Annotated in this window: 22 protein-coding genes; 10 read left to right on the top strand and 12 right to left on the bottom strand. The window is 68.6% G+C overall.

Features of this window, described 5'->3' with window-relative positions; all coding sequences use genetic code 11:
* Positions 1-80: 80 nt before the first annotated feature.
* Together ACZ6YV_RS05310 and ACZ6YV_RS05305 are read right to left on the bottom strand one after the other, a co-directional pair.
* Positions 81-2,006 (bottom strand): glycosyltransferase, encoded by a 1,926-nt coding sequence (locus tag ACZ6YV_RS05310; protein ID WP_378238166.1) that lies wholly within the window; start codon positions 2,004-2,006, stop codon positions 81-83.
* A gap of 6 nt (positions 2,007-2,012) precedes the next feature.
* Positions 2,013-2,495: a GtrA family protein gene (locus ACZ6YV_RS05305; protein ID WP_465508410.1), complete on the bottom strand. Its 483-nt coding sequence runs from the start codon at positions 2,493-2,495 to the stop codon at positions 2,013-2,015.
* 152 nt (positions 2,496-2,647) lie between these two features.
* On the opposite strand from ACZ6YV_RS05305, the gene ACZ6YV_RS05300 reads away from it, so the two are divergent.
* From ACZ6YV_RS05300 to ACZ6YV_RS05275, 6 genes are all read left to right on the top strand, one after another.
* Positions 2,648-3,982: an FAD-binding protein gene (locus ACZ6YV_RS05300; RefSeq protein ID WP_465508545.1), complete on the top strand. Its 1,335-nt coding sequence runs from the start codon at positions 2,648-2,650 to the stop codon at positions 3,980-3,982.
* The gene (locus ACZ6YV_RS05295; RefSeq protein WP_465508409.1) at positions 3,979-4,734 is read left to right on the top strand and encodes a decaprenylphospho-beta-D-erythro-pentofuranosid-2-ulose 2-reductase; all 756 of its coding nucleotides are present in this window, start codon (positions 3,979-3,981) and stop codon (positions 4,732-4,734) included. The genes ACZ6YV_RS05300 and ACZ6YV_RS05295 overlap by 4 nt, the downstream gene beginning before the upstream one ends.
* Before the next feature lie 78 nt (positions 4,735-4,812).
* On the top strand, positions 4,813-5,304 hold the full coding sequence (locus tag ACZ6YV_RS05290) for a YbaB/EbfC family nucleoid-associated protein (protein ID WP_465508408.1): 492 nt from the start codon (positions 4,813-4,815) through the stop codon (positions 5,302-5,304).
* A complete protein-coding gene (locus ACZ6YV_RS05285) occupies positions 5,301-6,791 on the top strand; it encodes a WXG100 family type VII secretion target (RefSeq protein WP_465508407.1) in 1,491 nt (496 codons plus the stop codon). The genes ACZ6YV_RS05290 and ACZ6YV_RS05285 overlap by 4 nt, the downstream gene beginning before the upstream one ends.
* Positions 6,788-7,501 carry a hypothetical protein gene (locus tag ACZ6YV_RS05280; protein ID WP_465508406.1) on the top strand — a complete coding sequence of 238 codons (714 nt, stop codon included), beginning with the start codon at positions 6,788-6,790 and terminating at the stop codon, positions 7,499-7,501. The genes ACZ6YV_RS05285 and ACZ6YV_RS05280 overlap by 4 nt, the downstream gene beginning before the upstream one ends.
* Positions 7,501-8,094, top strand: coding sequence for a hypothetical protein (locus ACZ6YV_RS05275; RefSeq protein ID WP_465508405.1), 594 nt, complete (start codon positions 7,501-7,503; stop codon positions 8,092-8,094). The genes ACZ6YV_RS05280 and ACZ6YV_RS05275 overlap by 1 nt, the downstream gene beginning before the upstream one ends.
* 5 nt (positions 8,095-8,099) lie before the next feature.
* Here the strand turns inward: ACZ6YV_RS05275 and ACZ6YV_RS05270 are convergent, their stop codons facing one another.
* The 5 genes from ACZ6YV_RS05270 to glf all read right to left on the bottom strand — a co-directional run bounded on the left by ACZ6YV_RS05270 (position 8,100) and on the right by glf (position 12,851).
* Entirely contained in the window at positions 8,100-9,605 is a 1,506-nt protein-coding gene (locus ACZ6YV_RS05270; protein WP_465508404.1) for a hypothetical protein, read from the bottom strand.
* Positions 9,606-9,643: 38 nt separating this feature from the next.
* Positions 9,644-10,063 (bottom strand): hypothetical protein, encoded by a 420-nt coding sequence (locus ACZ6YV_RS05265; protein WP_465508403.1) that lies wholly within the window; start codon positions 10,061-10,063, stop codon positions 9,644-9,646.
* 97 nt (positions 10,064-10,160) lie between these two features.
* Positions 10,161-11,120, bottom strand: coding sequence for a decaprenyl-phosphate phosphoribosyltransferase (locus tag ACZ6YV_RS05260; RefSeq protein WP_378238153.1), 960 nt, complete (start codon positions 11,118-11,120; stop codon positions 10,161-10,163).
* Positions 11,117-11,632 carry a phosphatase PAP2 family protein gene (locus ACZ6YV_RS05255; protein WP_465508402.1) on the bottom strand — a complete coding sequence of 172 codons (516 nt, stop codon included), beginning with the start codon at positions 11,630-11,632 and terminating at the stop codon, positions 11,117-11,119. The genes ACZ6YV_RS05260 and ACZ6YV_RS05255 overlap by 4 nt, the downstream gene beginning before the upstream one ends.
* The gene (glf, locus tag ACZ6YV_RS05250; protein WP_378238151.1) at positions 11,625-12,851 is read right to left on the bottom strand and encodes a UDP-galactopyranose mutase; all 1,227 of its coding nucleotides are present in this window, start codon (positions 12,849-12,851) and stop codon (positions 11,625-11,627) included. The genes ACZ6YV_RS05255 and glf overlap by 8 nt, the downstream gene beginning before the upstream one ends.
* 82 nt (positions 12,852-12,933) lie before the next feature.
* Here glf and ACZ6YV_RS05245 point away from each other — a divergent pair, with 82 nt between their 5' ends.
* On the top strand, positions 12,934-14,943 hold the full coding sequence (locus ACZ6YV_RS05245; protein WP_465508401.1) for a DUF6541 family protein: 2,010 nt from the start codon (positions 12,934-12,936) through the stop codon (positions 14,941-14,943).
* A 596-nt stretch (positions 14,944-15,539) separates the two neighbouring features.
* Here ACZ6YV_RS05245 and ACZ6YV_RS05240 read toward each other — a convergent pair.
* Positions 15,540-16,433 carry an LLM class flavin-dependent oxidoreductase gene (locus tag ACZ6YV_RS05240; protein WP_465508400.1) on the bottom strand — a complete coding sequence of 298 codons (894 nt, stop codon included), beginning with the start codon at positions 16,431-16,433 and terminating at the stop codon, positions 15,540-15,542.
* Positions 16,434-16,514: 81 nt separating this feature from the next.
* Between ACZ6YV_RS05240 and ACZ6YV_RS05235 the strand changes: the two genes are divergently transcribed.
* Positions 16,515-17,315, top strand: coding sequence for an HAD family hydrolase (locus ACZ6YV_RS05235; protein ID WP_465508544.1), 801 nt, complete (start codon positions 16,515-16,517; stop codon positions 17,313-17,315).
* On the opposite strand, the gene ACZ6YV_RS05230 is transcribed toward ACZ6YV_RS05235, so the two are convergent.
* A complete protein-coding gene (locus ACZ6YV_RS05230) occupies positions 17,312-18,046 on the bottom strand; it encodes a lysophospholipid acyltransferase family protein (RefSeq protein WP_378238148.1) in 735 nt (244 codons plus the stop codon). The genes ACZ6YV_RS05235 and ACZ6YV_RS05230 overlap by 4 nt on opposite strands.
* Before the next feature lie 101 nt (positions 18,047-18,147).
* On the opposite strand from ACZ6YV_RS05230, the gene ACZ6YV_RS05225 reads away from it, so the two are divergent.
* Entirely contained in the window at positions 18,148-19,398 is a 1,251-nt protein-coding gene (locus tag ACZ6YV_RS05225; protein WP_465508399.1) for a hypothetical protein, read from the top strand.
* Here the strand turns inward: ACZ6YV_RS05225 and wsfD are convergent.
* Complete coding sequence (gene wsfD / locus ACZ6YV_RS05220) at positions 19,359-20,825, bottom strand: glycan biosynthesis hexose transferase WsfD (RefSeq protein ID WP_465508398.1); 1,467 nt, start codon at positions 20,823-20,825, stop codon at positions 19,359-19,361. The genes ACZ6YV_RS05225 and wsfD overlap by 40 nt on opposite strands.
* Positions 20,822-22,438 carry a hypothetical protein gene (locus ACZ6YV_RS05215; protein ID WP_465508397.1) on the bottom strand — a complete coding sequence of 539 codons (1,617 nt, stop codon included), beginning with the start codon at positions 22,436-22,438 and terminating at the stop codon, positions 20,822-20,824. The genes wsfD and ACZ6YV_RS05215 overlap by 4 nt, the downstream gene beginning before the upstream one ends.
* Positions 22,439-22,713: 275 nt before the next feature.
* Between ACZ6YV_RS05215 and ACZ6YV_RS05210 the strand changes: the two genes are divergently transcribed.
* The gene (locus ACZ6YV_RS05210; RefSeq protein WP_465508396.1) at positions 22,714-24,651 is read left to right on the top strand and encodes a DUF6541 family protein; all 1,938 of its coding nucleotides are present in this window, start codon (positions 22,714-22,716) and stop codon (positions 24,649-24,651) included.
* 32 nt (positions 24,652-24,683) lie between these two features.
* Here ACZ6YV_RS05210 and ACZ6YV_RS05205 read toward each other — a convergent pair whose 3' ends face one another.
* Positions 24,684-25,655, bottom strand: coding sequence for a lysylphosphatidylglycerol synthase transmembrane domain-containing protein (locus tag ACZ6YV_RS05205; RefSeq protein WP_465508395.1), 972 nt, complete (start codon positions 25,653-25,655; stop codon positions 24,684-24,686).
* Positions 25,656-25,689: the final 34 nt, after the last annotated feature.

Genomic DNA, 25,689 nt, shown 5'->3' with positions numbered 1-25,689 from the left:
CAAAAACGAGATGAACGGGACTTTCATGGCGAATTTTGCCATGAAAGTCCCGTTCATCTCACTCGCTGAAGCGAAGCGGACTAAAGCTCGTAGAGCCGCTTCCAGTTGTCCCGCGACGTCAGCTCGGGCATGGAGCGCTTGTACTGCTCCTGCACCGCCGCGCCTTCCTTGCGGAGGCGCTGGATCGTCTTCGCACCCTTCCGGGCCAGCTCGAACATCTTCACGCGGTCGTACGAGCGGACCCGCACACCCTCCTGCGAAGCGTCGGTGACGACGGCGGTGTCGAAGGTCGCGACGTGCCACCAGTGCGCTTCGTCGATCGGGATCGCGCCGAGCGAGTGACGGCTGCGGCCGAGCACCCGGTCGAGGATCCGCTTGATCAGCACCAGACGCTGCATGCTGGGCCGCGGCGCGCTGTTGATGATGCCGATGTCGTTCGACGCGATACCCGGGACGTCGGTGGCCTTGTGCCGCTTGGTCTCGGGGTACTCGTCGCGGATCCGGCGGATCTCCTTCATCGCGGCGACGCCGCCGTCACGCAGGACCTCCGGCCCTTCGAGGAAGTCCTCGACGGCCTTGATCAGCGTGGCGGACAGGCCGTACTGCATGCCGAGCAGGTACCGGACCAGCTGCGCGATGAGCACGCGCGAGAGCAGGTTCAGGTTGAACGGCGAGTGCAGCGCGGCGGTGATGATCGAGTTCCGCAGGTTGAAGTAGCGGTGCCACTCGTCCCAGTCCTTCCAGTGGAAGTCGGCGTGCCAGACGCCGGCGCCCGGAAGGGTGACCGTGGGGAAGCCCGCGCCCCGTGCGCGGTAGCTGTACTCCGCGTCGTCCCACTGGAAGAAGAACGGCAGCGGGTAGCCCGTGGCCTTGACGACCTCGTACGGGATCAGGCACGACCACCAGCCGTTGTACCCGGCGTCGAGGCGGCGTTCCTGGCGGTTCGGCTTGAGGGTCTCCTCGTCGACGCCGAGCAGGTCGGCGGTCGAGAGCGAGTGCGTGACCGGCTGACCGGGCTCCAGCGTGTTCAGCCGGGCGTATTCGGCGCCGACGTGCAGCTGGTTCGGGTGCAGCAGGTTCAGCATCTGCCCGCCGACGATGACCGGGTTGACCGTGCGGTTGGAGAACGCGGTCATGCGGATCACCAGATCCGGCTCGAGCAGCACGTCGTCGTCCATGAACAGGACGTTCGCGTGCTCGGTCTCGGTGTGCCCGGCGACCTCGTAGAGGCCGCGGGTGAACCCGCCGGCGCCGCCGAGGTTCGGCTGCTTGATGTAGTGCAGCTTGTCGCCGAGGTCCTTCGTGACCTGCTCGAAGCCATCGCGCGACTCGACGAGGTCGGTACCCTGGTCGGCGACGTAGATCGCGTCGAGCGTCTCCAGCGAGGAGACGTCGGCGGCGAGCGCCTGCAGGTTCGACAGGCAGTCGTCGGCGCGGTTCATCGTGCAGATGGTCACCGCGGTCGGGCGGATCTTCTCCGGCGCTTCGACCGTCCAGCGGACGTTCTCGACGCGCAGCGACTGGCCGCCCTCGGTCTCGATGTCGAGCCAGAGCGCGCCGCCGTCGTAGAACTTGTCGAGCTTCGCGGTGAGCGTCACCTTCCGCTGCTTCGCGCCCGCGACGATCTCGGCGGCGACCACACGCGCGTCACCCTCGATGTCGGAAGCGCCGACGGACAGCTGCCCGTCACCGGTGACGACGGCCTCGACCGCGACCTCGGTCACGTCGGTCCAGCGCTGCCAGTAGCTCGCGGGGAAGCGCCCGAAGTAGGTGTTGCCGGACACCTTCGACGCCGGCTCGATGGCGATGCCCGCGCGTTCGCGCACGGCACTGCCCCATTCGAGTTCGGCGTAGAGGTCCTTGCTGACGATGGGGGCCGGGCCGGCATAGAGCCCGCGCTGCGCGGTGAGACGGCCCTGCGGGGTGCGTTCCGCGAAGCGGGTGTCGTCGATAGTGCTCACCATGGCGCTCGGGGCCTCTCCGGTGACGGCGGCTTTACCGGGCATGAATCCTCAGTTCTCCTCTGTGCTTATGGCGGTGGCGCGGGGCTCACGGAAAACGACCCACTTGAGCATGACGAAATTGATCACGGTCGCGGTTGCCTGCGAAACGACCCAACCGAAAGTGGCCTTCCAGGCCGAGTCCGGCAGAACGTGCAGCATCGTGCGGTTGACGCCGACTGCGACGAGGAAAGTCACGGCGTACAGGAGTACGAAGCTACCGATCTGACGTGCGCCTTCCTGGCGTCCACCGGCGAAGGTGAACTTGCGATTCAGGAAGAAGGCCGTCGTGGTGCCCACGATGAAACTGAACGCGCGGGCGACGTCCACCCACGGCGTCGCGTCCATTCCCAGGGCACGGAGCCCCTGGTAGACGCCGAAATCGACCAGGGCGCAGAAGCCGCCGACGAGCGCGAAGCGGATGAGCTGCCCGAGCAGCCCAGGAGAGGACGGCGCTGCCGCCGTCGAACCGGCTTGCGGGTCGGTCGCCACCACTGCTCTACCTCATAAACTGCTGGGGCTGGTGCCCAAAGTGTAGAAGCGAGCACTTCAGGGTCACGTTCCGGGCAGTGTTCGGCGTGGTTACCCTGGTCGGCGTGACCCAATCACCCAAGACACAGCGGCCAACGACACAGCGGCAGTCGCTCATGGGCTGGGCAAGGACGTCGCCGAGCATCGCGGACGTCCTGAGCACCCCCGACGTGGAGGCCATCGCCAAGGCGGTGACCCAGGCCGGGGAACGCGGCGTCATCGCGCGCGGTCTCGGCCGGTCCTACGGCGACCCGGCGCAGAACGCGGGCGGCCTGGTCGTCGACATGACCGCGCTGGACCGCATCCACTCGATCGACCCGGACTCCGGCATCGTCGACCTCGACGCCGGGGTCAGCCTCGACAAGCTGATGCGCGAGGGCCTGCCGTACGGCCTGTGGGTCCCGGTGCTGCCGGGTACGCGCCAGGTGACCATCGGCGGCGCGATCGCCAACGACATCCACGGCAAGAACCACCACTCGGCGGGCAGCTTCGGCAACCACGTGGTGTCGATGGACCTGGTCACCGCCGACGGGCAGGTGCGCACGATCACGCCGGACGGCCCCGACTCGGAGCTGTTCTGGGCGACCGTCGCCGGCATCGGCCTGACCGGGATCATCGTCCGGGCCAAGATCCAGATGACGAAGACGGAGACGGCCTACTTCAAGGCCGACATCCAGCGCACGGCGAACCTCGACGAGACCCTGGCGCTGGTCACCGACGGCTCCGAGGACAACTACACGTACTCGTCCGGCTGGTTCGACTCGATCTCCCGAGGTGCGAAGCTCGGCCGCGCCGCCTTCCAGCGCGGTTCGCTCGCCAAACTCGACGAACTGCCGCCCAAGCTGCGGGCCGACCCGCTCAAGTTCAACCCGGGCACCCTCGCGACCCTGCCGGACGTGTTCCCGAACGGGCTGGCGAACAAGCTGTCGTTCTCCATGGTCGGCGAGCTGTACTACCGCAAGACCGCGAAGAACGCGCGCGACCAGATCCAGAGCCTGACGGCGTTCTATCACCCGTTGGATCTCTTCGGCGAGTGGAACCGCGCGTACGGCACCAAGGGTTTCCTGCAGTACCAGTTCAGCACGCCGCTGAACGCGCACGAGCCGCTGCGCCGGATCATCCAGAAGGTCGCGGACTCCGGGCACGTGTCGTTCCTCAACGTGTTCAAGCAGATGGGCGAGGGCAACGCGGCGCCGCTGTCGTTCCCGCACCCCGGCTGGATGGTCTGCCTCGACTTCCCGATCAAGGACGGGCTGAGCCGGTTCTGCCAGGAACTCGACGAAGACGTGCTCGCGATCGGCGGCCGTCTGTACACGGCGAAGGACTCGCGCACCTCCGCGGAGAACTTCGCGAAGATGTACCCGCGGCTCGAGGAATGGCGCAAGGTCCGCGCTTCCATTGACCCCGAAGGCGTTTTCGCCTCTGACATGTCCCGAAGGTTGGAACTGTGATCGACGCTGTGGGCAACCCCCAGTCCCTGCTGCTGCTCGGCGGCACCTCCGACATCGCGCTCGCGATCGCGGAGAAGTACCTGGCCGAGCGCCCCCTCCGGGTCGTGCTGGCCGGACGCCAGTCCTCCCGGCTCGACGCGGCCGCGCAGCGCCTGAAGGACAAGGGCGCCGAGGTATCCACTGTGGACTTCGACGCCAAGGCGACGGACACCCACCCCGCCGTGCTGGACAAGGCGTTCGAGGGCGGCGACATCGACGTCACCGTCGTCGCGTTCGGCCTCCTCGGCGACCAGGAAGAGCTGTGGCAGGACCATGCGAAGGCCGTCGAGGCGGCGACCGTGAACTACACGGCCGCGGTTTCGGTGGGCGTCGCGCTGGCCGACAAGCTCAAGAAGCAGGGGCACGGCAAGATCATCGCGCTGTCATCGGTCGCCGGTGAGCGGGTCCGCCGGTCGAACTTCGTCTACGGCTCCTCCAAGGCCGGTTTCGACGGCTTCTACCTGGGCCTCGGCGAGGCGCTGGCCGAGTTCGGCGTGCAGATCACCGTCGTCCGCTCCGGCCAGGTCCGGACCAAGATGACCGAAGGCCTCAAGGACGCCCCGCTGACGGTCGACGCCGAGCAGGTCGCCGAGACCTCGGTCGCCGCCTCCCGCGCGGGCAAGGAACTGGTGTGGTCGCCCGCGCCGTTCCGCCTGGTCATGTCGGCCCTGCGGCACATCCCCCGGCCGATCTTCCGGAAACTGCCGATCTAGGGAACGAGCGCACTACCCCCTTCGTCTCACCCGGGTGCACGGACACGATCCCGTCCGTCCCCGGGTTGAGAGGAACTGATGGCTGACCAGGAAGCCAAGCTCGACGCGGCCATCCGGTCGTTTCAGGAGCAGGCCGCCAAAGCAGCGGAACTGAAGGACAAGATCGCCGGGCTGCGCGGTTCCGCGCGCAACGCCGACGGCTCGGTGACGGTGACCGTCGCCCCGTCCGGCGCGCTGCTGGGACTCCAGCTGTCCCCCAAGGCGATGAACCGCACGCACACCGCGCTGCAGCAGGACATCCTGAAAGCGATCAGGGAAGCGACGCAGCAGGCGGCGGCCGCGATGCAGCAGGCCGTCCAGCCGATCCTCGGCGACCGCGCGGAACAGTTCAAAGAGGCGTTCAACGCCCATGTCGAACCGCTCGGGCCGAGTGCTCCCCCGCCCGCGGAATCCCTCGCCGGACCGGCTTCGCCCGTGCAACAGCAGCCCGTCCGCACCCAGCGTCCGGCGCGCCCCGCTCCCTCCGACGACGAAGACTTCGGCGGCCCGATCCTGCGGAGGGACTCATGACCGGCTTCGGCGTACAGACCGACGCCCTCACCGCGCACGCGACGGGGTCCAAAGAGGCATCGGGGAACTTCGGCAGCCTCGCGAGCCTGCTGGAGCAGGCCAGGGTCTCGGACGACTGCTTCGGCCCGCTCGGCGAGCTGATGGCGTTCAAGTACTTCGAGGGTCTGCAGGAGTGCCAGGACCTCGCCGAGCAGGCGAAGTCCTTCATGGACCAGATCGCCGACAAGACCACCACCGCGGCGAAGACCTACGTCGACCACAACCAGGGCACCGCCGAAGCCATCACCGGGCTCGGCGCCGGACTGGACGACGGCGGCAGCGGCCCCGGCAGCCTCGGTGACCTCAACAGCGCGGGCGACTCCGGCCGCAAGGGGTACTGGGAGCAGAACGGCGGCTACGGCAGCTCGTGGGTCAGCACGTCTTCGGAGGTCGCCAGGGCGAGCAGCCCGCCGGACGTCGCGATCGCGGCCGTACACGCGCGGATGGAACAGCTCCAGCTCGTGATGAGCCCCGGACAGTCCTTTTTGGACAACGGACTCGGCTTCCTGATCGGGATCGTGATCAGCCCGCTGGTCGAACTGGTGCTGGAGCCCGCGATCGGCGACCCCGAGCAGATGCGCAGCACCGCCAAGGGCTGGGAACAGACGGCGAAATGGCTCGACGGCGTCGCCGAGCACGAGCAGAAGCGGGCCGAGGCCACCAAGGAGCCTTGGAAGGGCGACGCGGGCGATGCTTTCCGCGGCCAGATGACCGAGTTCTCGGGCGGCGCCAAGGCGTTCGCGAACGACGTCCGCGGGCTGCAGCAGATCCTGGAGATCGCCGCCGACCTGTTCGACGCGTTCGTCGAGATCGTCATCGACATCATCCAAGAACTGGTGATGGGCCTGATCATCGAGTGGCTGGCCGCGCTGGCCGCCTCGTGGATCACGGCGGGCGCCTCGGTCGGCGCGGCGGGCGCGGCCACGGCCGGTCAGGTCGCGGTGACCGGCGGGCGGCTCGGGATGAAGGTCAAGCAGCTGCTCGGCAAGCTCAAGCCCTTGATCGAGAAGCTCGAAGACATCCTGAAGATGCTCCGCAACGGGCCGCTCAAGAAGGTCGTCGAGCGTGCTGAAGGCCTGCGAGACGGCAACTGGCTGCAGAAGCGGCTCGCCGACCAGATCGACAAGAACCCCCTCGCCAAGATCGTCACGAAGGCCAACCCGGCGACCGGGGCCTCCAAGACCGCCAACAAGTTCGCGGACCGGTTCGGCGTCGGCGGCGAGGGCTCGGACGCCCTCACCACGAACCTCACCGAGGCCGGGCTGCGGGCGATGGGCATGAGCGGGACGACCAGCGTCGGCAAGGCCGCCTTCCGCGGCAGTGCCGGTAACCTGGGCGAACTGGGCGTCGAGCAAGGCGTCAAGGCCGGCTACAACGAGTCGCAGGATTCGTCGTCGGAAGAAGAGCGCCGCGCGGCGACCGACAGAGGGTTCACGATCGAAGAATGAATCTCGGCTACCCGCTCGGGGCCGCGTCGCAGGCCCTGCCTTCGCTGCACCCGGGCGAAAGGTTGCTGTGGGCCGCGTACGGCCGCACGCTGAACTACGACGTACGCGGCCTCGATCCCTGGGGTGTGCCGAAGAAGAGCGTGCTGGGCAAACTCGGCTCGGGCGCGGCGAACTTCGCCGGCGACATGGTCGGCGCCGCGCTGGGCGGTGGCGACGACAGTGGCGCGTCGAATCCGCCGTCACCGCAAGTCATCGTGCTCGGTGAGCAGGGCGGCATCGCGCACGCGGCGGTGCGGGAGCTGTCCACCAGCGGCTCGCTTTCGCGGCTCTGGGCGCTGACAAGCACGCGGCTGCTGGTGCTGGAGAAGGTCGTCCCGCCGGAACCGCCGAAGCCCGCCGAAAAGACGTTCATGTCGAAGGCGATCGGATTCGGCAAGGGCGTGGTGAAGACCGGCAAGGAGATCGCCGCGATCATGACGACGAAGACGTATGGCGAGAACGCCGAGGGCGTCCCGATCGCGCGGCACGAGATGGTGCCGCGCACCGAGATCCCGCGCGAGTCGATCGCCGGTTTCGCGGTGGCCGAGCACGGCAAGAAGCGGCGCCCGTGTCTTCGCGCGTCCTTTATGGACGGATCGGGGATGGATTTCCTGTTCGACTGCGACGATCCGCGGCAGTTCGCCTGGCTGCACTCGGTGACGGTGAGCTGATGGAGAACACGCCGCTGACCGCGAAGACCGTCGACGAGATCGTCGAACGGGAGCTGCACCAGTTCTGGCTCGCGCCCGGGGAACGCCTGATCGTCGGCTGCCCGCCCGCGCACGGTTACGTGGGTCTCCTGCTGGACGGCGAGCTCACGCTGCCCTATACGCCGTCGCGAGAAACCCCTGCGGTGACAGGGAAAACACGGTGGCCACTGCCCGCGCCGGACGTCCTCGAAGACGACTGGACCGACGACCCGACGATCGCTTACTGGGCCGTCGCGCGCTCCGCGGACCAGACGGCCGTGCGTCTCGCGGACCATCTCGCCGGTGGTCACGGCGAGGCGCGGCTGACGCTGTCCGACCGGCGGCTGGCCGTCGTGTATCCGGCGAAGCTGCTGGAGGGCGAGGATCCCGCCCAGCCTTTTCGGACCTACGACGAAATGCCGTCGGGGGCGGTGCGTTCGGTGTCCGCGCAGTACCTGGGGCGGAGTTTCCCGGCGCGGCCGGTGCTTCAGTTCGTCTTCGCCGACGGTTCCGTGGTCTACCAGCGGGACCTGCTGGCGGTCACGCGAGCCGACCGCGCCCACTCACGCCGCTAGCGAGGTCAGCGGGCCGGGAGCAGGTAGAGCTTCTGGGTGCCCATCCACGGTGAGTGGATCGTCCAGGTCGCCAGCGCGTTCGACGGCGGCGTCTTACGGGTGGTGGTCAGCACCAGGTCCGGGGTCGCGGGCGGGACGCTGTGGTCGAAGAACCGGAAGTTCGCCGCCAGCAGCGCCTTGCCGAGTTCGCCGCTACGGTTCTTCGTCTCGATGATCGCCGGGTCGACCGAGCCGCGGTCGGAGAACTGGTCGACGATGTCGCAGTCGCAGGCGTAGGCGAGCGCGCCGACCTCGCCCGCGCTTTCGACCTTGCGTCCCTTGATCAGGTGCGCCAGTTGCGTGCCGATCTGGCGGTATTCGTCGGACGCGGCGTGGTTGCTGGTGATGGGCGCGAACCGGCGCGGCAGCTCGGGGGTCGCGTAGGAGACGACGCTCGCGAGCAGGAACGCGCCGGCGAGGATCCCCGCGCCGAGCCGGGCCCGGCCGGGGACAGCGCAGGCGGCCGCGGCGAGGAAGACCGTCGCGCCGACGATGCTCGGCGCGTAATACCAGTGGTACGGCGGGACGTTCAGCCAGCAGTACGCCAGATAGTGCGCCGCACCGGCGATCGCGAGCGTCGCGAACGGCAGCAGACGCTTCGCCCGATCCGAACCGCGCCGGTAGTGGAACGTCCACAGTAGACCGGCGAGCCCGCCGATCACGAGCGGCAGAAAGGAAAGTGTCGCCTCGAGCGGGAAGTTGCGCCAGTACAGCAGCGGGCCGTTGGTGAAACTGAACGGTCCCCACGAACGCTGCATGATCTTGATGACCAGGGTGTCCGGCACGGCCGAACCCAGCACCAGCCAGCTGAACCCGAACCACGGCAGCATCACCGCGAGCGCGGCGAACGTCATGCGCCAGATGCCCACCCAGAATTCGCGGCGCGCGAGGAACAGCACGAACGCGATCAGGAGCAGGTCGATCCGGATCAGCGCGATCAGGCCGATCACCGCCCCCGCGGCGGCCGGGCGGCGTTCGTGCAGGAACACCATCAGCCAGACGACAGCCGTCGCGCCGAGAGCGACTTCGAGGCCGACCGACGACAGCAGCAGCGGGTTCACCAGCAGCAGGCCCAGCGCCAGCGGCGCGAACCCGCCGGGAAGACCGGTCGCGGTACCGATCCGGCGCAGACCGAGGACGAGCGCCACCTGACTGGCGACGAAGACGATCCCGGCGGCGAAGACGGCGTCACGGACGATGAAGGTGACCAGCGCAAGCACGAGGACGTTCAGCGGCGACGTCGCGGTGTTGGCGGTGCCGTCTTCGATCAGGCCCCAATGGCCGTGGAAGGCGAGGTTCTTCGCATACGACAGCGTGATGTACGTGTCGTCGATCAAATGCCCGCTGACCAGCACGAACACCAGGGCCGAAGCCACCGCCGCCCCGGCGGGCAGGACCCAGGGGCGGGCGAGGAGGGCGACTCCCGGCAGCGCACCGGGAGCCTGGGGAAGTTCAGCGGAGGCGCTTCGCATCACAAGCACCGTACACGGTGCCGTGATGATTCCGTTATCTACCCTCGGTGGGAATCGTCACGCCAACCACGGTCGCCGGGGCCGTCGCGGAAGTCCCGGTGCGCTCCGGGACCGCCCGGACCACGGTGATCGCGGGAGATCCCCGGCCGGTCGTCGTGCCTGGCGACGGCGAGACCGACGGCGGTGCCGATGATCCCCCCACCGAGCAGGAAGCCGATCAGGCCGACCGCGACCAGTTGCGTCGCGCGGTGCCCCACGAAGCGGCGGAATCCACCCTTCGCGGGCGGAGCCTGCTGAGCCGGAACCCAGCCCGGCGGCGGCCCGGCTGGGGCGGCGGCAGGAGTCTCGGCGGTGGTCTCCGCCGGGGTTTCGACGGGTTTCTTCGCGGTCTCGTCACCGACCGCGGGCTGCTCGACCGTCTTGTCCTCGTCTTCGGACGGCCGCTGCGGGTCACTCATCTTTCGCTCCTAGGTCGATGGGAGCGGGCGCACTGCCCGCTCCCATCACCGAGGATGCGTGCGCAACCTGTGGATGCGCTGTGCCGAAGCTGTCGAATCAGAGATAGAACGACAGGAACAGCGTGACCACCCAGCTCGCGCCGAGCACCTGGAGCACGCGGTCCTTGAGCGCGATCTCCTCCGGCTCGCCCGCGTTGCCGCCGTCGACGTCGACGGCGTAGCGCAGGACGGCGACCACGAACGGGACCATCGAGACGACCGCCCAGACCGAGTCGTGCTCCACCTGGCGGATCTCGAACGCCCACAGGCAGTACGACATGATCAGGATCGCCGCGGACGTCGCCCAGACGAACCGCAGGTAGCTCGCCGAGTACTTCTTCAGCGAAGACCGGATCTTCGCCCCTGTGCGCTCGAAGAGCATGATCTCGGCGTAGCGCTTGCCCGCCACCATGAACAGCGAGCCGAACGCGGTGACCAGCAGGAACCACTGCGACATCGCGAGACCGGCGGCCACACCACCGGCGATCGACCGCATCAGGAAGCCCGAGCCGACGATGGCCAGATCGACCACCGGCTGGTGCTTGAGCCCGAAGCAGTAACCGAGCTGGACGGCTTCGTAGACCGCCAGCACGACAGCGAGCTGCCAGCTGGCAAAGAACGAGATGCCGAGACCGAGGGCGAAGAACACCACCGCCGAGACGTAGGCCACCGGGACCGGCACGATCCCGGCCGCGATCGGCCGGTTCCGCTTGGTCGGGTGCGCCTTGTCCGCCTCGACGTCGACCGCGTCGTTGATGAGATAGACCGAGGAGGCCACCAGCGAGAACGCCGCGAAGGCGATCAGTGCGGCGACCAGCAGGCCGGTCCGGTCCGTCGACTTCGAAAAGGCGAAGAACGGTGCGGCGAACACCAGCACGTTCTTCACCCACTGGCGCGGGCGTGCCGTCTTGATGATGCCGCCGACGAGACCGCCGGCGATCTTCTTCGGTTCGGCGGCCCCGGCCACGGGATCTGCGTCGTCGGGCTTCGAATCTGCCTTCTCGGTCGTTTCACTCATCGTCGCTTCAGCTTCCTACGTATCAAGCCGCCGATTACGCCCCCAAGGGCCGCTCCGGCCAGTACGTCGGTCGGGTAGTGGACGCCGAGCACGAGCCGGGAGGCCAGCATCGGCGGTACCAGGGCCGGGACCAGGTTACGCCCGGTCAATCCGGAGTAGAGCACCGCCGCCGCCGCCGTGGAGGTCGCGTGTGAGGACGGGAAGCTCAGCTTGCTCGGCGTGGAGACCAGGACCTCGACGCTCGGGTGGTCCGGTCGCGGCCGCCTGACCACGCGCTTCACGGCGATCGACGCGGCGTGCGCGCCGACGACGCCGACCGCCGCGACCAGCCAGTCCTTGCGGCGCTTCTTGTCGACAGCGGCCCCGACGAGGCCCAGCGCGAACCATCCCGCGCTGTGCTCGCCGAAGTGCGAAAGACCCCGTGCCGCCTTCACCGTGACGTCGCTCTTCAGGACGCCCTGAGCTTTCGACAGAACCGCCACCTCGCCGGTGGGAGCGCCCTTCTCAAGCATCGAGGGACCCATCGAGAGGCGCGCCATCGGTCAGGTGCGGCGCGATCTTGTTGTCGAACGCGGACAGCGCCGAGCCGATGGCCATGTGCATGTCGAGGTACTTGTAGGTACCGAGACGGCCGCCGAACAGCACGTTCTTTTCCTTGGCCTCGGTCTTCGCGAGCTCGCGGTAGGCCTCGAGCTTCTCGCGGTTTTCCGGGGTGTTGATCGGGTAGTACGGCTCGTCGGCCTCGCCGGCGAACCGGGAGTACTCGCGGAACACGACCGTCTTGTCGTTCGGGTAGTGCTTGCGCTCCGGGTGGAAGTGCCGGAACTCGATGATCCGGGTGTAGGGCACTTCTTCGTCGTTGTAGTTGACCACCGAGGTGCCCTGGAAGTCGCCGGTCTCGACGACCTCGGACTCGAAGTCCACCGTGCGCCAGGTGAACCGGCCTTCGGAGTAGCCGAAGTAGCGGTCCAGCGGTCCGGTGTAGACGGTCGGGGTGCCGGCGGGGATGTGCTCGCGGACGTCGAAGTAGTCGACGTTCAGCCGCACCTCGATGTTCTCGTGCTCGGCCATCTTCTCGAGCCACGCGGTGTAGCCGTCGACCGGCAGACCCTCGTAGGTGTCGTTGAAGTACCGGTTGTCGAAGGTGTAGCGGACCGGGAGCCGGGTGATGATGTCGGCGCCGAGGTTCTTCGGGTCGTTCTCCCACTGCTTGGCCGTGTAGCCGCGGATGAACGCCTCGTACAGCGGACGGCCGACCAGCGAGATCGCCTTCTCTTCGAGGTTCTGCGCGTTCGCGGTCTCGAACTCCGACGACTGCTTGGCGATCAGCTCACGGGCCTCGTCCGGCGTGTGCGACTTGCCGAAGAACTCGTTGATCAGGCCGAGGTTCATCGGGAACGAGTAGACCTGGTCCTTGACCTTGGCGAAGACCCGGTGCTGGTAGCCGGTGAACTCGGTGAAGCGGTTGACGTACTCCCACACGCGCTTGTTCGAGGTGTGGAACAGGTGCGCACCGTAGCGGTGCACCTCGATCCCGGTCTCGGGCTCGGCCTCGGAGTAGGCGTTACCACCGAGGTGGTGGCGCCGCTCCAGCACGAGGACCTTCTTGCCGAGCTCGGCCGCGGCCCGTTCGGCCACGGTCAGCCCGAAGAATCCGGACCCGACCACGATGAGGTCGTAGCCGGCGAAATCGGCTTCAGTAATCTTGTCGGGGTTCGTGTGCGCGCTCACGGGCATCGAGGGTACGCAGGTCACCTCCGTGCCCTGCACCGAGCACCGGTTTTCACCTTCGACAGACACATTTTAGGAAGCAGTGCCTACTCCGGACACCTTCTGGTCGTACTTCGGTGCGACTATCACGTACCTTGCCGTGCTGGCCGTCCCCGGCGGACTCGTCGGCCGGGCCGCGGGCCTGCGCGGCTGGGCCCTGGCGGGCCTGGCCCCGTTGCTGTCCTACACGGTAACCGGGCTGGCCGGTCCGTGGCTGGCACTCGCTGGCGTGTCGTACAACCCCCTGACCGTGGCGGGCGTCACTGCCGTGCTGGCCGGGATCGGCTTCGGCCTGCGCAAGCTGGGGCAGAGCCGCGGCTGGATCAAGCCGGGCGCCGAGGAGCCGCCGACGAAGTGGCATCCGCGCGCGCACTACGCCGTCGCGGCCTGTGTCGCGCTCGCCGTCGGTATCTCGATCCTCGTGGTGCTCTCGGCCCGCGGCGGGACGACGGCGGTGTTCCAGCGCTGGGACACGGTGTTCCACGCGAACGGCATCCGCTACATCGCCGAGACCGGCGACGGCTCGCTGACCGGCATGGGCACCGTCAACTGGTACCCGGACGGCTCGTTCTACCCGAACGCGTATCACCTGGTCGGCTCGCTCGTGTACTCGATCTCGGGCACGACGATCCCGGTCACGCTGAACGCCATCACCATGCCGGTCGCCGGGATCTTCGCGCTGTCGATGGTCGCCCTGATCCGCCAGCTCGGCGGGCGCGCGGTGTTCGCGGGCTGCACGGCCCTGGTGGCCGCCGCGGCCACCACCGGCGCGTACGAGTCGGTGTCCAGCGGGCTGCTGCCGTTCGCGCTCGGGATCGTGCTGACGCCGCTGGCCGTGGTCGCGCTGGCCCGGTTCCTCGCGCGGCCCGGCCTCGACACCGGCTACGTGCTCGCGCTGACCGCCGTCGGACTGCTGGCGGCGCACTCGTCGGCGCTGTTCGGCGCGCTGCTGTTCGCCTTCCCGCTGGTGGTGCAGCGCTGGTACCGCGCGCTGCGGCACAAACCGCTCGACGGCGTGCCGGAGGGCCGCGGCGGCTGGCGGATCATCGGCGGCGACGTCGTCAAGATGGTGCCGGTGATGGCGGGGAGCGCGCTGCTCGCGGCGCCGCACATCCTGGGCGCCTTGAAGTTCACTTCGGGTTCCTACCCTTATTACGCGTGGGGCTCGCAGCTGCCGGTGCTGAAGTCGCTGGGGCTGCTGGTGACCTTCCGGCAGGTGCTGAGCGCCCCGCAGGTGTGGCTGACGGTACTGCTGGCGATCGGCGTCCTGAGCCTGTTCCGGCTCGGCCGGATGCGCTGGCTGGGGCTCTCGGCGATCGGGTTCTCGGCGCTGTTCGTGCTGGTCGCCTCGTTCGGCGCGGAACCGTGGGTGATCTCGCTGTCGCGTCCGTGGTGGAACGACCGGTACCGCCTGATGGCGCTCGCCGCGATCCCGCTCTGCCTGCTGGCCGGGCACGGGATGGCGGAGCTGCAGCGCTGGTTCGCGAAGTGGGCGAGCGGGCGTTCCTGGGTGAAGAGCCGTCCCGCGCTGCCCGCCCGGCTCGGGCTGGCGACCGCCGTGTTCGTCGTGGCCGCGTCGGCCGTGCTGACCAAGGGCTTCTACACCGAGTCGAACGCGCACGCGGTGTCGTTCCTCTACTACAACGGGCCCGAGGGCGAGGTCACGCCGCCGGTCAGCGCCGACGAGCTGGCCGCGATGAACGAGCTGACCAAGATGAACATCGGACCGGACGAGAAGGTGCTCAACGAGCGCTTCGACGGGACGGCCTGGCTGTACGCGATCACCGGTATCCACCCGGTCGCCGGGCACTACGACCCGGGCGTGCCGCCGCCGGACGCGAAGTACCTGTCGCTGCACTTCCGCGACTACGACACCGATCCCGAGGTGCAGGCCGCGGTGAAGCGGCTGAACATCAAGCACGTGCTGATCGGGAGCACGCCGATCAAGATCGGTGAGCCGCCGGCGCCGGGGCTGCGGGATCTGGACGGGCTGAACTTCCTGCGGAAGGACTTCGGGAACGCGGGCGCTTCGATCTACACGCTGACCCGCTGACGGCTCCCGACCCGCTGTACCCCTGACCCGCTGTACCCCTGACCTGCTGTGCTCCTGACCTGCTGGGCTCCTGACCTGCTCAGAGCCTCGTGAGTGGCTGGGACGGTTCTAACCCGAAACGCCACTCACGACCACCTGGCCCGACGCGTCACCGCTGCTTTGGCTGCTTGAGGTACGTGAAGGACCCCTTCATTGCGCCTAGCGCAATGAAGGGGTCCTTCACGTACTTGGGGAAGGAGGCCTTCACGGACCGGGGCCAGCGCTCGACCGCAGCCAGAATCCAGTAGGTACCTAAGACATCCTTGGCTCTAACCGTCCCAGCCACTCACGAGGTCGGCCGCAGCTCTGCCTGCTGTCCGCCCGCCGGCTTCCGCATTTCGTCCTCTGAATACGGTAGTCGCAGAGGCAAAAACAAACCGGCTCGCGTGGTCGCGGACTGCCCCCGCCGCGACCACGCGAGCCTCCGTCCCCCATTCACCCCCGGGGTGACCCATGAGGGGCAGCCGTCACCGGCCGCACCCACTCGCTGTACTCATCCCTCAGACGACCGTTAGGCGGAACCGGTTGAGCAAACCCGCCAATGTCACCCGATCGGCCTAGGAGTTTCTTCCCTGGAGTACCGGGAGTACGTCGCTGACGACCTCTTCGAGCGTCGACTCACGGCCGACGTAGTGGTCTCCGGAGCGCGGCCAGTGCGTGACGATGTCGGTGAACCCGAGTTCACCGGCCCGCCCGGCGGCGTCGGTGAAGGCGCCGACGCTGGAGAGGGAGAAGACCGGCGCCGAGTCGAGGCTCAGGAAGCGCTGCACGCCCGCCTTGTCCCGGCCGACGGCTTCGAGGCGCTCGTCAAAGGTCTTCGAGAGTTCCGCGACGCCCTTCCACCACTCGTCCTGGGTGTCCGACTTGATGCCGGTGGTGGCCCAGCCCGCGCCGAACCGCGCGGCGAGCGTCATCGTGCGCGGGCCGTTCGCGGCCACCAGGAACGGCAGCCGGGGCCGCTGCACGCAGCCGGGCAGGTTCCGGGCGCCCTTGGCCCGGTAGTACTCACCCTCGAAGTCGAAGCCGTCGGTCATCAGCAGCCCGTCGAGCGCTTCGACGAACTCGGTGAAGCGGTCCGTGCGTTCCTTGGCCGACAGCTCCGGGCCGTCGAGGACGGCGGCGTCGTAGTTGGAATGCGGGACGCCGGCGCCCACGCCGAGGATGAACCGGCCGTCGGAGATGTCGTCGAGGGTGGTCAGCTCCCGGGTGAACGGGACGGGATGCCGCGCGACGGGCGACGCGACGAAGGTGCCCAGTCTGATTCGCGACGTCACCATCGCGGCCGCCGTCAACGTTGGCATCGCACTGAACCACGGGCCGTCGACGAGAGTCCGCCAGCCGAGGTGGTCGTACGTCCAAGCGTGGTCGAAGCCGTATTCCTCGGCGGCCCGCCATTTCGGCTCGGCCGCCCACCAACGATCTTCCGGAAGGATCACGATGCCTACGCGCACATCGGGAAGGTACTGGTCCAGACCGACACTTCGCCCGATGGGCGGATCTTCGGGGACAATGTGCCGGTGGAAAAACCTCTCTTGATCGCCTCCGATGTCGACGGCACCCTGCTCGGTCCGTTGGAGACCCTGACCGAACGCACGATCGGCATCGTCCGGCGCGTCACCGAGAGCGGAGTCCCGTTCGTGCTGGTCAGCGGCCGTCCGCCGCGCTGGATCGCGCCGATCGCGAACCCGCTGGACCTGACCGGATACGCGGTCTGCGCGAACGGCGCGGTGCTGTACGAGATCGGGACGGACCGGATCGTGGCCGTCCACGGTCTGCTGGAACCCCAGCTCCTGCACGACGCCGCGAGTGCTCTTGATCACGCTCTTCCCGGCTGCCGGTACGCCGCGGAGCGGGTCGGCGAGACCGCGCAGGACCCGCACACGCGCAATTTCGTGATCGAACCGGACTACCACAACCCCTGGGGCGACAACGAGGGCGCGCAGGCGCCGCGGGCCGAGGTGCTCGGGCATCCCGCGATCAAACTGCTGATCAGCAGGCGCGGGATGACCTCCGACGAGATGGCGCGGGCGGCGCGCGAGGTGCTCGACGGCGCGGTCGACATCACCTACTCGACCGACAACGGCCTGATCGAGGTCTCCGCCCGCGGCATCACGAAGGCGACCGGGCTGGCCGAGGTCGCCGAGCGGCTGGGCGTCCCGGACGAGCGGGTGATCGCGTTCGGCGACATGCCCAACGACGTCGAGATGCTGGGCTGGGCCGGGCACGGCGTGGCGATGGCGAACGGGCACCGCTACGTCTTGGACGTCGCCGACGAGGTGACGGCGCCGAACTCCGAGGACGGTGTCGCGCAGGTGCTCGAACGCTGGTTCTAGCGGCCTTCGCGGTCGAGCTTGGTGGCCTCTTCCGGCGTCGGCGCGGTGCCGCCGAGGTGCGCGGGCAGCCACCAGCGCTCGTCGTCGGTGGACGGCTTCTCCGGGTAGCCGGCCTGGACGCGCTCCACGAGCGCGGACATCCGCACGCGAAGGTCCTTCGAAAGGACTTCGGCGTCTTCGTCGGCCTTCGGGTGCATCGGCTCGCCGGCGAGGATCGAGATCGGGACGTGCCGCTTGGTGAGGTCCTTCGGGCGGCCCTTGGTCCACAGCCGCTGCGTGCCCCACAGCGCCATCGGCACCACCGGGACGCCCGCTTCGGCGGCCATCCGGACGGCGCCGGACTTGATCTCCTTCACGGTGAACGACCGGCTGATCGTGGCTTCGGGGAACACCCCGACGACCTCTCCGGCCTTGAGGCGCTCGACGGCTTCGCGGTACGACGCGAGACCCGCGCCGCGATCGACGGAGATGTGGTGCATGCCGCGCATGAGCGGCCCGGCGACGCGGTTGCTGAAGATCTCCTTCTTCGCCATGAACCTGACCAGGCGTTTCGCCGGCTGAGCGCCGAGCCCGCAGAAGATGAAGTCGAGGTAGCTCACGTGGTTGCAGGCGATGACCGCCCCGCCCGTGGCCGGGATGTGCTCGGTCCCCTCCACCCGGATGCGGTTGTCCAGCACCCGGAACATGAGCTTCGCCGCCATGATGACGGGCGGGTAAACGAGATCGGCCATTCGTTCAGGTTACGCTACCGTAGGGTAACCAACCTACGGTCGCGTAGGTCACATGCCGGGTTTCACGACATCGTTGCTGGTCACTGCCCTAAAATGCACAGGTGACGCACGAAACCGCCGAAATCACCTTGCTGCCGAGAGGCAGACCCGGTGCCCAGCGCCTCTGGGCTTATCTCGCGCTGGGCACGATTTCCCTGATCAACCTGATCTCCTTCATGCCGAAGTTCCCCAAACCGCACGAAGCGGCCTGGGGCGACGCGGTGAACTACTACCGCATGTCCGAGCAGACCGGCGCCGCCGTCGAGAACCCCTTCGCGTTGCGGATGCTGAGCCCGTGGATCGTCCACCGGGGCAATCTGCTGACCGGGCTCTCCCTCGACGTCCTCTGGGTGGCCTTCACCTTCGTGGTCACGCTCGCCACGGTAATCGTCTTCTTCGAATTCCTGCGCTCGTACCTGAAGCTGCAGCTGTTCACCTCGGTGCTCGCCTCCGTCGCGCTGGCCTGCACGTTCTGGTACGCGCCGTACGTCTTCAGCAACCCGTGGCTGGTCGACCCGCTCAACAACCTGCTCTACCTGCTGGCGATCTGGTTCATCCTCAAGCGCAAGCTGATCCCGTTCGCGATCGTCATCGTGCTCGGCGCGATCAACAAGGAGACGACGCTCCTCCTGGCCCCGCTGTACCCGCTGATCGCGTGGACACGCGGCCGCTCGTTCCGCGATCGCGATGTCCTGGGGGGCATCGGCGTGTTCGTGGTCGCCGTCGGGATCTACGTCGGCTACCGGATCTGGGCGCAGAACCTCATCGGCGGCGACTACGGCTTCGGCGCGGGCCAGGCCAACAACGGCCTGCTCGACAACATCCGCTTCGCGCTCAACGCGAGCAAGGGCACCGGCCAGGTCGAGCTGTTCACCACGTTCCATTTCTTCTGGCTGATCTTCGGCTACGGCCTCTACCAGCAGTACCGCCGCTACGGCCTGCGCGCGGAACTCCTGATCGCCAGTGTCTGGCTGTTCGCCTGCTGCCTGGCCGGACGGCTCGTCGCGACCGACACCCCGCGGGTGTTCGTGATGCTGGCGCCGCTGATCGTCGCGCTCACCGCGGTCGTGCTGGACCAGCAACGGAGTGAGGGACGGCGGCTCTGGGTCGGCGCGCTGTTCTTCCTCTACATCGCCGTGAACCTGCGGTTCGTCGGCGGCGCGGCGGTGTTCTGGGTCGACGCCGTCGCACTACTCATCTTCGCCGCGTTGGTGTCGTTCCCGACGACACCGCGGTGGGCACGGACCAAGGGCTTCAACGGCTTCCGGCCGCATCAAGGGACCTTGGACGTCGGGGACGACAAGCTCTCCTGACGCGCGAAGGTCACCAGCGCCAGGACGACGCCGAGCAGTGTGCAGTACAAGGCGATCACCTGGTGCTTGACGTTCTCCAAACCGTCGCCCAGCGCGGCCAGCGCGAACTGGCCGGCGGCGACGGCGAGCAGGAAGCCCAGCGCGATGCCCACCGCGTCGCGCCGGGTCTTCCAGCCGCGCCAGGCGAGCAGGCACCAGATCGGCAGCAGGGCGAAGAAACCCAGTGGCGCCAAGAGTTTCGTGATGGCCGACGCCACCGGGACGCGGTGTTCCTGTGCCTCCGGGGCGAAACCGGCCGACTGGTCGAAGCTGCCGAGGTAGGGCGGCCGCGCGGTGAGCAGATCGCCCGCCGCGCGGTCCAGGATCCCGAAGGTGCGCAAGGGATGCGTCGCGAAGTACTCGATGACGTTGCGCCTGCTGATCTGTTCGCGGTACTTCGGGTATTCGGGATCCGTCGTCGCGGGCTTGGGATGCCACCAGCCGTTGCCCGCGTACTGGCCGAACGAGGCGGGCAGGCCCAGTGCGGCGAGGTCGGCCGCGGTGTCGTGGCGACCGTCCACAATGGTCAAGAAGATCGTGTTGAACATGTTGATCTCGCGTGAATCGTCGCCGGGGCGCGCGGCCAGGGAGCCGTCGGGCAGCTTCGCCGGTTCGACGGTCTGCTGCGCGTAGGCCGTGCCTCCGGCGAGCGCGCCGATGACGAACACCACGGGGAGCCAGCGCTTCAGGCCGCGGACGCCGTCCGGGCGGACGAGCAGCGCGGCGAGCGCGAGCAGCGGCAGGATCATCAACGTCTGGACCTTGGCGTTGACAGCGACGACACCGCCGAAGAGCAGCACGGCCAGTCCCGCGTAGCGCCACCATCCGGGTCGTGCGGACACCAGGAGACCGCCGACGGCGAGCAGGAGGCCGAGGAACGCGGCACCTTCGCCGAGCACGGAAGCGAAGTAGCCGAAGAAAGCGGAGTCCGCGACGACCAGCAGCAGTCCCACAGCCGCGAAGCCGCGAACGCGACGCGAGTACGGCAGGCCGACGACGATCAGCGCGACCGCGGCGGCGGCGAGGACGCTGGTGAGCACGCCGAGCACGACCAGGCTGAGCGTCGATTCGAGGCCGAGCAGCCCGCCGATCGACCGCGCGATCCGCGCGAACCAGCTCTGGGTCAGCAGATACGTGGCGTCGCATTCACCCGCCGGCGCGGTGTAGGCGAGGTGCACGAACTGCTCCGGCTTGCCCTTCCAGGGGATACCCGCGCCGCACAGCACGCGGAAGCCGTCGCCGTTGTCGGACATCCCGACCGGCCTCGGCACGAGGAAGCGGACGAGCAGCACGAGGAGCGCGGCGGCGAACACGCCGAGGCCGAACAGGCGCGAAGATGCTTCAAGCACGGCCGGCCGGCTGGGGGAAACGCGTTCGTCGACACTCACGAAGGGCACGGTACGTGGCGGAAATCGGGTGAAAAGTCGAGGGCCGACCTCACCGAGCGCTCGACGTCTGCCCGCAGGAACACGGTGAGCCAGGACGACGTTCCTTCGCGCGCGAAGGTCGCGACGCGGTATCTCGCCGCGTACGCCGGGTCGATCACGCACGACTGTTTCGACGCGTAACCGGTGTCGGTGATGACCGCGACCGTCGGACGCCGCCGGGAGACGACGGCCTCGCCCCCTTCTTCGGTCTGACCGCGGACTCCGACGATCTGCAGTTGCGTCCCGGCGTGGTACGACAGCACACCGGGGGCGGAGGTGCTCACGACCGAACCGGGCGGCAGGTACGCGTCGAGCCAGCGGCCGATCTCCTCCAGCTGCGCGCCGTGGTCGTGCCAGGCGCGCACGCGGGCCAGCATCTCCGGGCTGAACACCGAGACCAGCACCGCGAGCCCGGACAACACCACCGCGGCGGCGGGCATCAGCCGCTGGACCGGCGCCCGCGGCCGTGGGCTCGGTTTCGCGGCAGCGGCCGCGGTGAGCACGCCGTAGACCGACACGGCCGCCACCGCCAGCAGCGGCGGGATCGGCGCCAGCAGCCGCCAGGCGGGCCTCGCGTCGCCGCCGAAGAAGACCACGAACCCGGTGAGCGCGACGGCGGTGACGAGCATCAGCCAGGTCAGCGACCTGGCCTCGGCCTCGTGCGGCGTCCGGCCGGTGCGGCGCAGGAGCAGCGCCACCGCCGCGACCAGGCCGAGCAGCAGGAACCCCTGGTGGACCACCGAAAAGCCCGAGAGGTACTGCCAACCGCGGTCGATCCGATCCGGGACGGCGAGGTCGACCGGGATGACGACCGACGTCGGCAGGACGTGGTCGTAGTAGGTCACCCGCCACGCCGTCCACGGCGCCGCGAAGACGAGCCCGCCGAGCAGCCAGCCCGCCGGCGCCCACCAGGTGCAGCGGCCGCGCAGGGCGGCGATGACCAGCCAGCTCCCGACGAGCACCGCGAGCAGGAGTCCCGCCGGGCGCGTCATCATGGCGAAGGCGACGAGCACGCCCGCGACGACCGGGCGCCGGGCCGCGAGCGAGGCGAAGACGCCGAAAACGAGCAGCACGAACAACGGCGTCTCGGTGCCGGATCCGCCGTACGCGGCGAGCCCGCCCGCGCCCGCGACGAGGACCGCGGCGGCCACCCCGGCGGCCGGGCGCGGCTCCCCCGCGGCCCGCCCGACCACCCGGTTCACCGTCACGTGCGCGAGCAGGACGGTGCCGAGGGCGGAGAGGACGCCGAGCACGATCGCGGAGGTTTCGATATCGGCCCCGAAAGCGGCCTTCGGCAACGCGATCAAGATCATCCAAAGGAAATTCGCGTAGCCCTCGATCCGCTCGCCGGTGTTGAACACCGGACCATTGCCGTCGACGATGTTCTGCGCGTAGCGGAAAGTGATGTACGCGTCTTCCGCGATGGTCGAAAACGCCAGCTGGTGCACCACGGAGAAACCGAGGGTCAGCAGCAGCGCGGCGGCCCGCCAGTTCTTGTCCGCGTTGATCTTGGGCCAGGCCACCACGACGAAGACCGCGACCACGAACCAGGCGACGACGAGCGCGAGCACCACCTGATCCCCACCCTTCCGGGCCGAGCCACTCCCCTGACGAAAGACTACGGTCAAGTATCGATCGCCGCGCCGAGGTGTTTCTTTCGGCGCAGTCAATTGACACGAATGGGGGAATTAGGTGCGCATGGAGTAGGCGAGGTTCCGCCGAATTCCCCGTCGGGATGTGACTCCTTCGGGTAACGGCCCAGTGCCGTTAATCTGGCTTCCCATTCCGTCCCGCGCCTCGGGGTTCCGTGCGGATTCCCCACTCCGCTTTCAGACGCTGAGGAAGCCTTGTGCCCACCCAGACCTCCATGCTGACCGACGTCCTCACGGTCTGCGTCGCGCTGCTCGTCATCGGCCTTCCCGGTCTGCTCACCGGTCTCGCCGCCGGCCTGCGCGGCTGGGTCCTCGCGGGGATGACGCCCTTGCTGAGCTACGCCATCGGCGGTCTCGCCGGGCCGTGGACTTCCGCGCTCGGCCTCCCGTTCGACCCGGTGACGTACGCGGTGGCGACGGCCTTGTTCGCCGGAGTCGCATACGGCCTGCGAAGGCTCACTCTGCGCCGTTGGCCGCCCGCACCGGAGGAACCGCTGTGGGGACGGTCCGGACATCTCGCCGTCGGGGCGTGCCTGCTGCTCGCGGCCGCCGTCGGGATGTACGCGGTGGTGCGCGGGATGGGCAGGCTGGACGCCATCCCGCAGGGGTTCGACGCCGTGTACCACGCGAACGGCGTCCGGCAGATCGCCGAAACCGGCGACGGCAGCCTGTTCGGCACCGGCGAGGTCAACTGGTACGGCGACGCGGCGCCGGTCTTCTACCCCAACGCGTACCACCTGCTCGCGTCCGTGGTGTACCTGCTCAGCCCGGCGAGCATCCCGCTGGCGCTGGACGTGAACACCGCGCTGCTGCCCGCGTTGCTGGCGTTGTCGCTGGTCACGATGGTGCGCGTGTTCCGGGGGCGCGCGGTGTTCGCGGGCGCGGCCGCACTCGTTTCCATCGCGCCGGTGATGGGACTGTACGAATCGATGAGCAGGGGACCTTTGCTCCCGTTCCTGCTCGGTCTCGCGCTGACCCCGCTGGCCGCCGTCGCGGTGAAGCGGTACCTCGACCGCCCCGCGCCCGACACCGGCTTCGTGCTGTTGCTCGGCGCGGTCGGCCTGCTGTGCGTGCACTCGTCGGCGTTGTTCGGCGCGATCCTGTTCGCCGGCCCGCTGCTGCTGCAACGCTGGGTCGCGCCCGGTGAGCGGTGGCAGCGGATCGGCCGGGACCTGCGCGCGCTGGCGATCGTCGGCGCCCTCGCGGTCGTCGTGGCGGGACTGCAGCTGTTCGGCGCGATCGGCCTCGCGAACGGCGAGGTGCCCTACCGCAGCTGGCCGGTCGAATGGCGGGCCTCGACGGCGCTCGGCGCGCTACTGGGCTTCCAGCACCACGAGCCCTTTCCGCAGATCTGGCTTTCGGCCACGTTGCTGCTGGGCTTCATCTTCTTCTCGCGGGCGGGCGCGCTGCGGTGGATCGGCGTGACGGCGCTGGTCACGGGGCTCGCCTACATCGCGGTGACGTCGTCGGAGCAGCCTGTCGTGCTGGCACTGTCCCGGCCGTGGTGGAACGACCCGTACCGGTTCATGTCGATGGCGGCGATCCCGCTGTCGATCATCGCCGCGCACGGACTCGCCGAGACGCAGGCGTGGCTGCGGGACACCGTGGCGCACCGGAAGGTGCCCGCGTTCGTCGTCGCGGTGCTGGTGTTCGGCGGGTTCGCCTTCCTGAGCAACGGTTTCTACGCGCGGTCCAACGCGGAGAAGGTCGCGTCCGGCTACGCGAACACGCCGGGGATCAACCCGCACAAGCTGCCGGTGAGCCCGGACGAGGTCGTCGCGATGGAGAAGCTCGCCGAGTTCGCGAAGCCCGGTGAGCGCGCGGTGAACGACCGTCTGGACGGGACGGTGTGGACCTACGCGCTCTCCGGCGTCCGCACGACTTCCGGGCATTTCGACGAGACGCTGTCGCCGTCGGACGCGCGGCTGCTGGAGTGGCACTTCCGCGAGTACCCGTCGAACGCCGACGTGCGGGCGGCGGCGGCGCGGCTGAACGTTCGGTGGGTGATCCTCGGGCAGTACGGCTACCCGACGGGCGCCCCGCGCCAGGCCGGGCTGCGCGATCTGGACGGGCTGAACTTCGTGACCGAGGTGTACCGGAACGCGGACGCGGTGATCTACCGGCTGACCCCCTGACGCCCGGGCCCGCACGCCCCGCATTTAGTCGACTAAACGCGGGCGGTCACGAGGCGGGCCGAGAGGGCGGCGGCGCCGGCCGTGATCAGGTCGGCGACGGTGAACATGACGCGCGAAGCGATGGCGAAAGCCGTCGCTTGGCCGACGGTGAGGCCCGACGCGGTGAGCACGGCGACCTGCGCGACCTCGCGGACACCGACCCCGCTGGGCAGGATGAACGCGAACGTCCCGACGGTCATCGCGACGGCCATCGCGCCGACGCACAGCACGAAGCCGCTGAAGCCAGGCGTGCCGACGGAGTTCGCCAGCAGCCACAGGTGCACGCCCTGCAGCGCCCACGCGGCCGTCGACGAGCCGAAGACCTTCCCGACGACCGACCAGCTCAGCCGGTGATCCAGCGGCGGGCGGCGCAGGATGCGCAGCACCAGCGACGTGCCCCAGGTCAGCACCTTCGGGTGCAGCATCGCGAGGCCGACCGGGATGAGCACGAACAGCCACATGGCCCGCGGGCTGTTGCTGAACACCGCGGGCGCCGCGAGCAGCGAGACGACCAGCGCGGACACCACGCCGACGCCGAGCTGGATCAGCGAACCGGTGAAGATCCGGGCCCTGGCGAGCCCGGCCTTGCGGCCCAGTTCCATCTGCAGCAGGTACGCCCACACCGAACCCGGCACGTATTTTCCGAGCGAGCCGACGAGGCAGATCTGCGCGCCGCGGGCGTAGCCGATCGGCTTGCCGAGGTCGTCGACCATGATCTGCCAGCCGTAGGTCGACACCATGATCGCGGCGATGAGCGCGAGCAGGCTCAACGTGGAGGATTCCCACGCGACCTCGGACAAGGTCCGCCAGAATTCACCCCAATTGGTGACAAGTGTCTTCGCCGCGAAAGCGACGACCAACAGGATCGCGACCCAGCGGACGACGTCGAGGATCTTCGCCTTGGTGGATTTCGGCTGTTTAACACTTACCGAAGTGTCCTCTTCGGGCGTTTCGACAGTCGTCACTGAACCTCCTCTGCTGTACCTCTGTCGCCGCAGG

It is taken from the genome of Amycolatopsis sp. NPDC102522, assembly GCF_055584485.1.
The sequence above is the reverse complement of the archived record's forward strand: the minus strand, read 5'-3'. Positions and strand labels throughout refer to the sequence as shown.

Bases quoted from the DNA above. Each gene is read 5' to 3' on its own strand.
- ACZ6YV_RS05300 (WP_465508545.1), top strand. From the start codon at position 2,648: ATGGGCTGGGCAAGGACGTCGCCGAGCATCGCGGACGTCCTGAGCACC.
- ACZ6YV_RS05265 (WP_465508403.1), bottom strand. From the start codon at position 10,063: ATGAGTGACCCGCAGCGGCCGTCCGAAGACGAGGACAAGACGGTCGAG.
- ACZ6YV_RS05275 (WP_465508405.1), top strand. From the start codon at position 7,501: ATGGAGAACACGCCGCTGACCGCGAAGACCGTCGACGAGATCGTCGAA.
- ACZ6YV_RS05280 (WP_465508406.1), top strand. From the start codon at position 6,788: ATGAATCTCGGCTACCCGCTCGGGGCCGCGTCGCAGGCCCTGCCTTCG.
- ACZ6YV_RS05260 (WP_378238153.1), bottom strand. From the start codon at position 11,120: ATGAGTGAAACGACCGAGAAGGCAGATTCGAAGCCCGACGACGCAGAT.
- ACZ6YV_RS05285 (WP_465508407.1), top strand. From the start codon at position 5,301: ATGACCGGCTTCGGCGTACAGACCGACGCCCTCACCGCGCACGCGACG.
- ACZ6YV_RS05230 (WP_378238148.1), bottom strand. From the start codon at position 18,046: ATGGCCGATCTCGTTTACCCGCCCGTCATCATGGCGGCGAAGCTCATG.
- ACZ6YV_RS05290 (WP_465508408.1), top strand. From the start codon at position 4,813: ATGGCTGACCAGGAAGCCAAGCTCGACGCGGCCATCCGGTCGTTTCAG.
- ACZ6YV_RS05255 (WP_465508402.1), bottom strand. From the start codon at position 11,632: ATGCTTGAGAAGGGCGCTCCCACCGGCGAGGTGGCGGTTCTGTCGAAA.
- ACZ6YV_RS05310 (WP_378238166.1), bottom strand. From the start codon at position 2,006: ATGCCCGGTAAAGCCGCCGTCACCGGAGAGGCCCCGAGCGCCATGGTG.
- ACZ6YV_RS05270 (WP_465508404.1), bottom strand. From the start codon at position 9,605: ATGCGAAGCGCCTCCGCTGAACTTCCCCAGGCTCCCGGTGCGCTGCCG.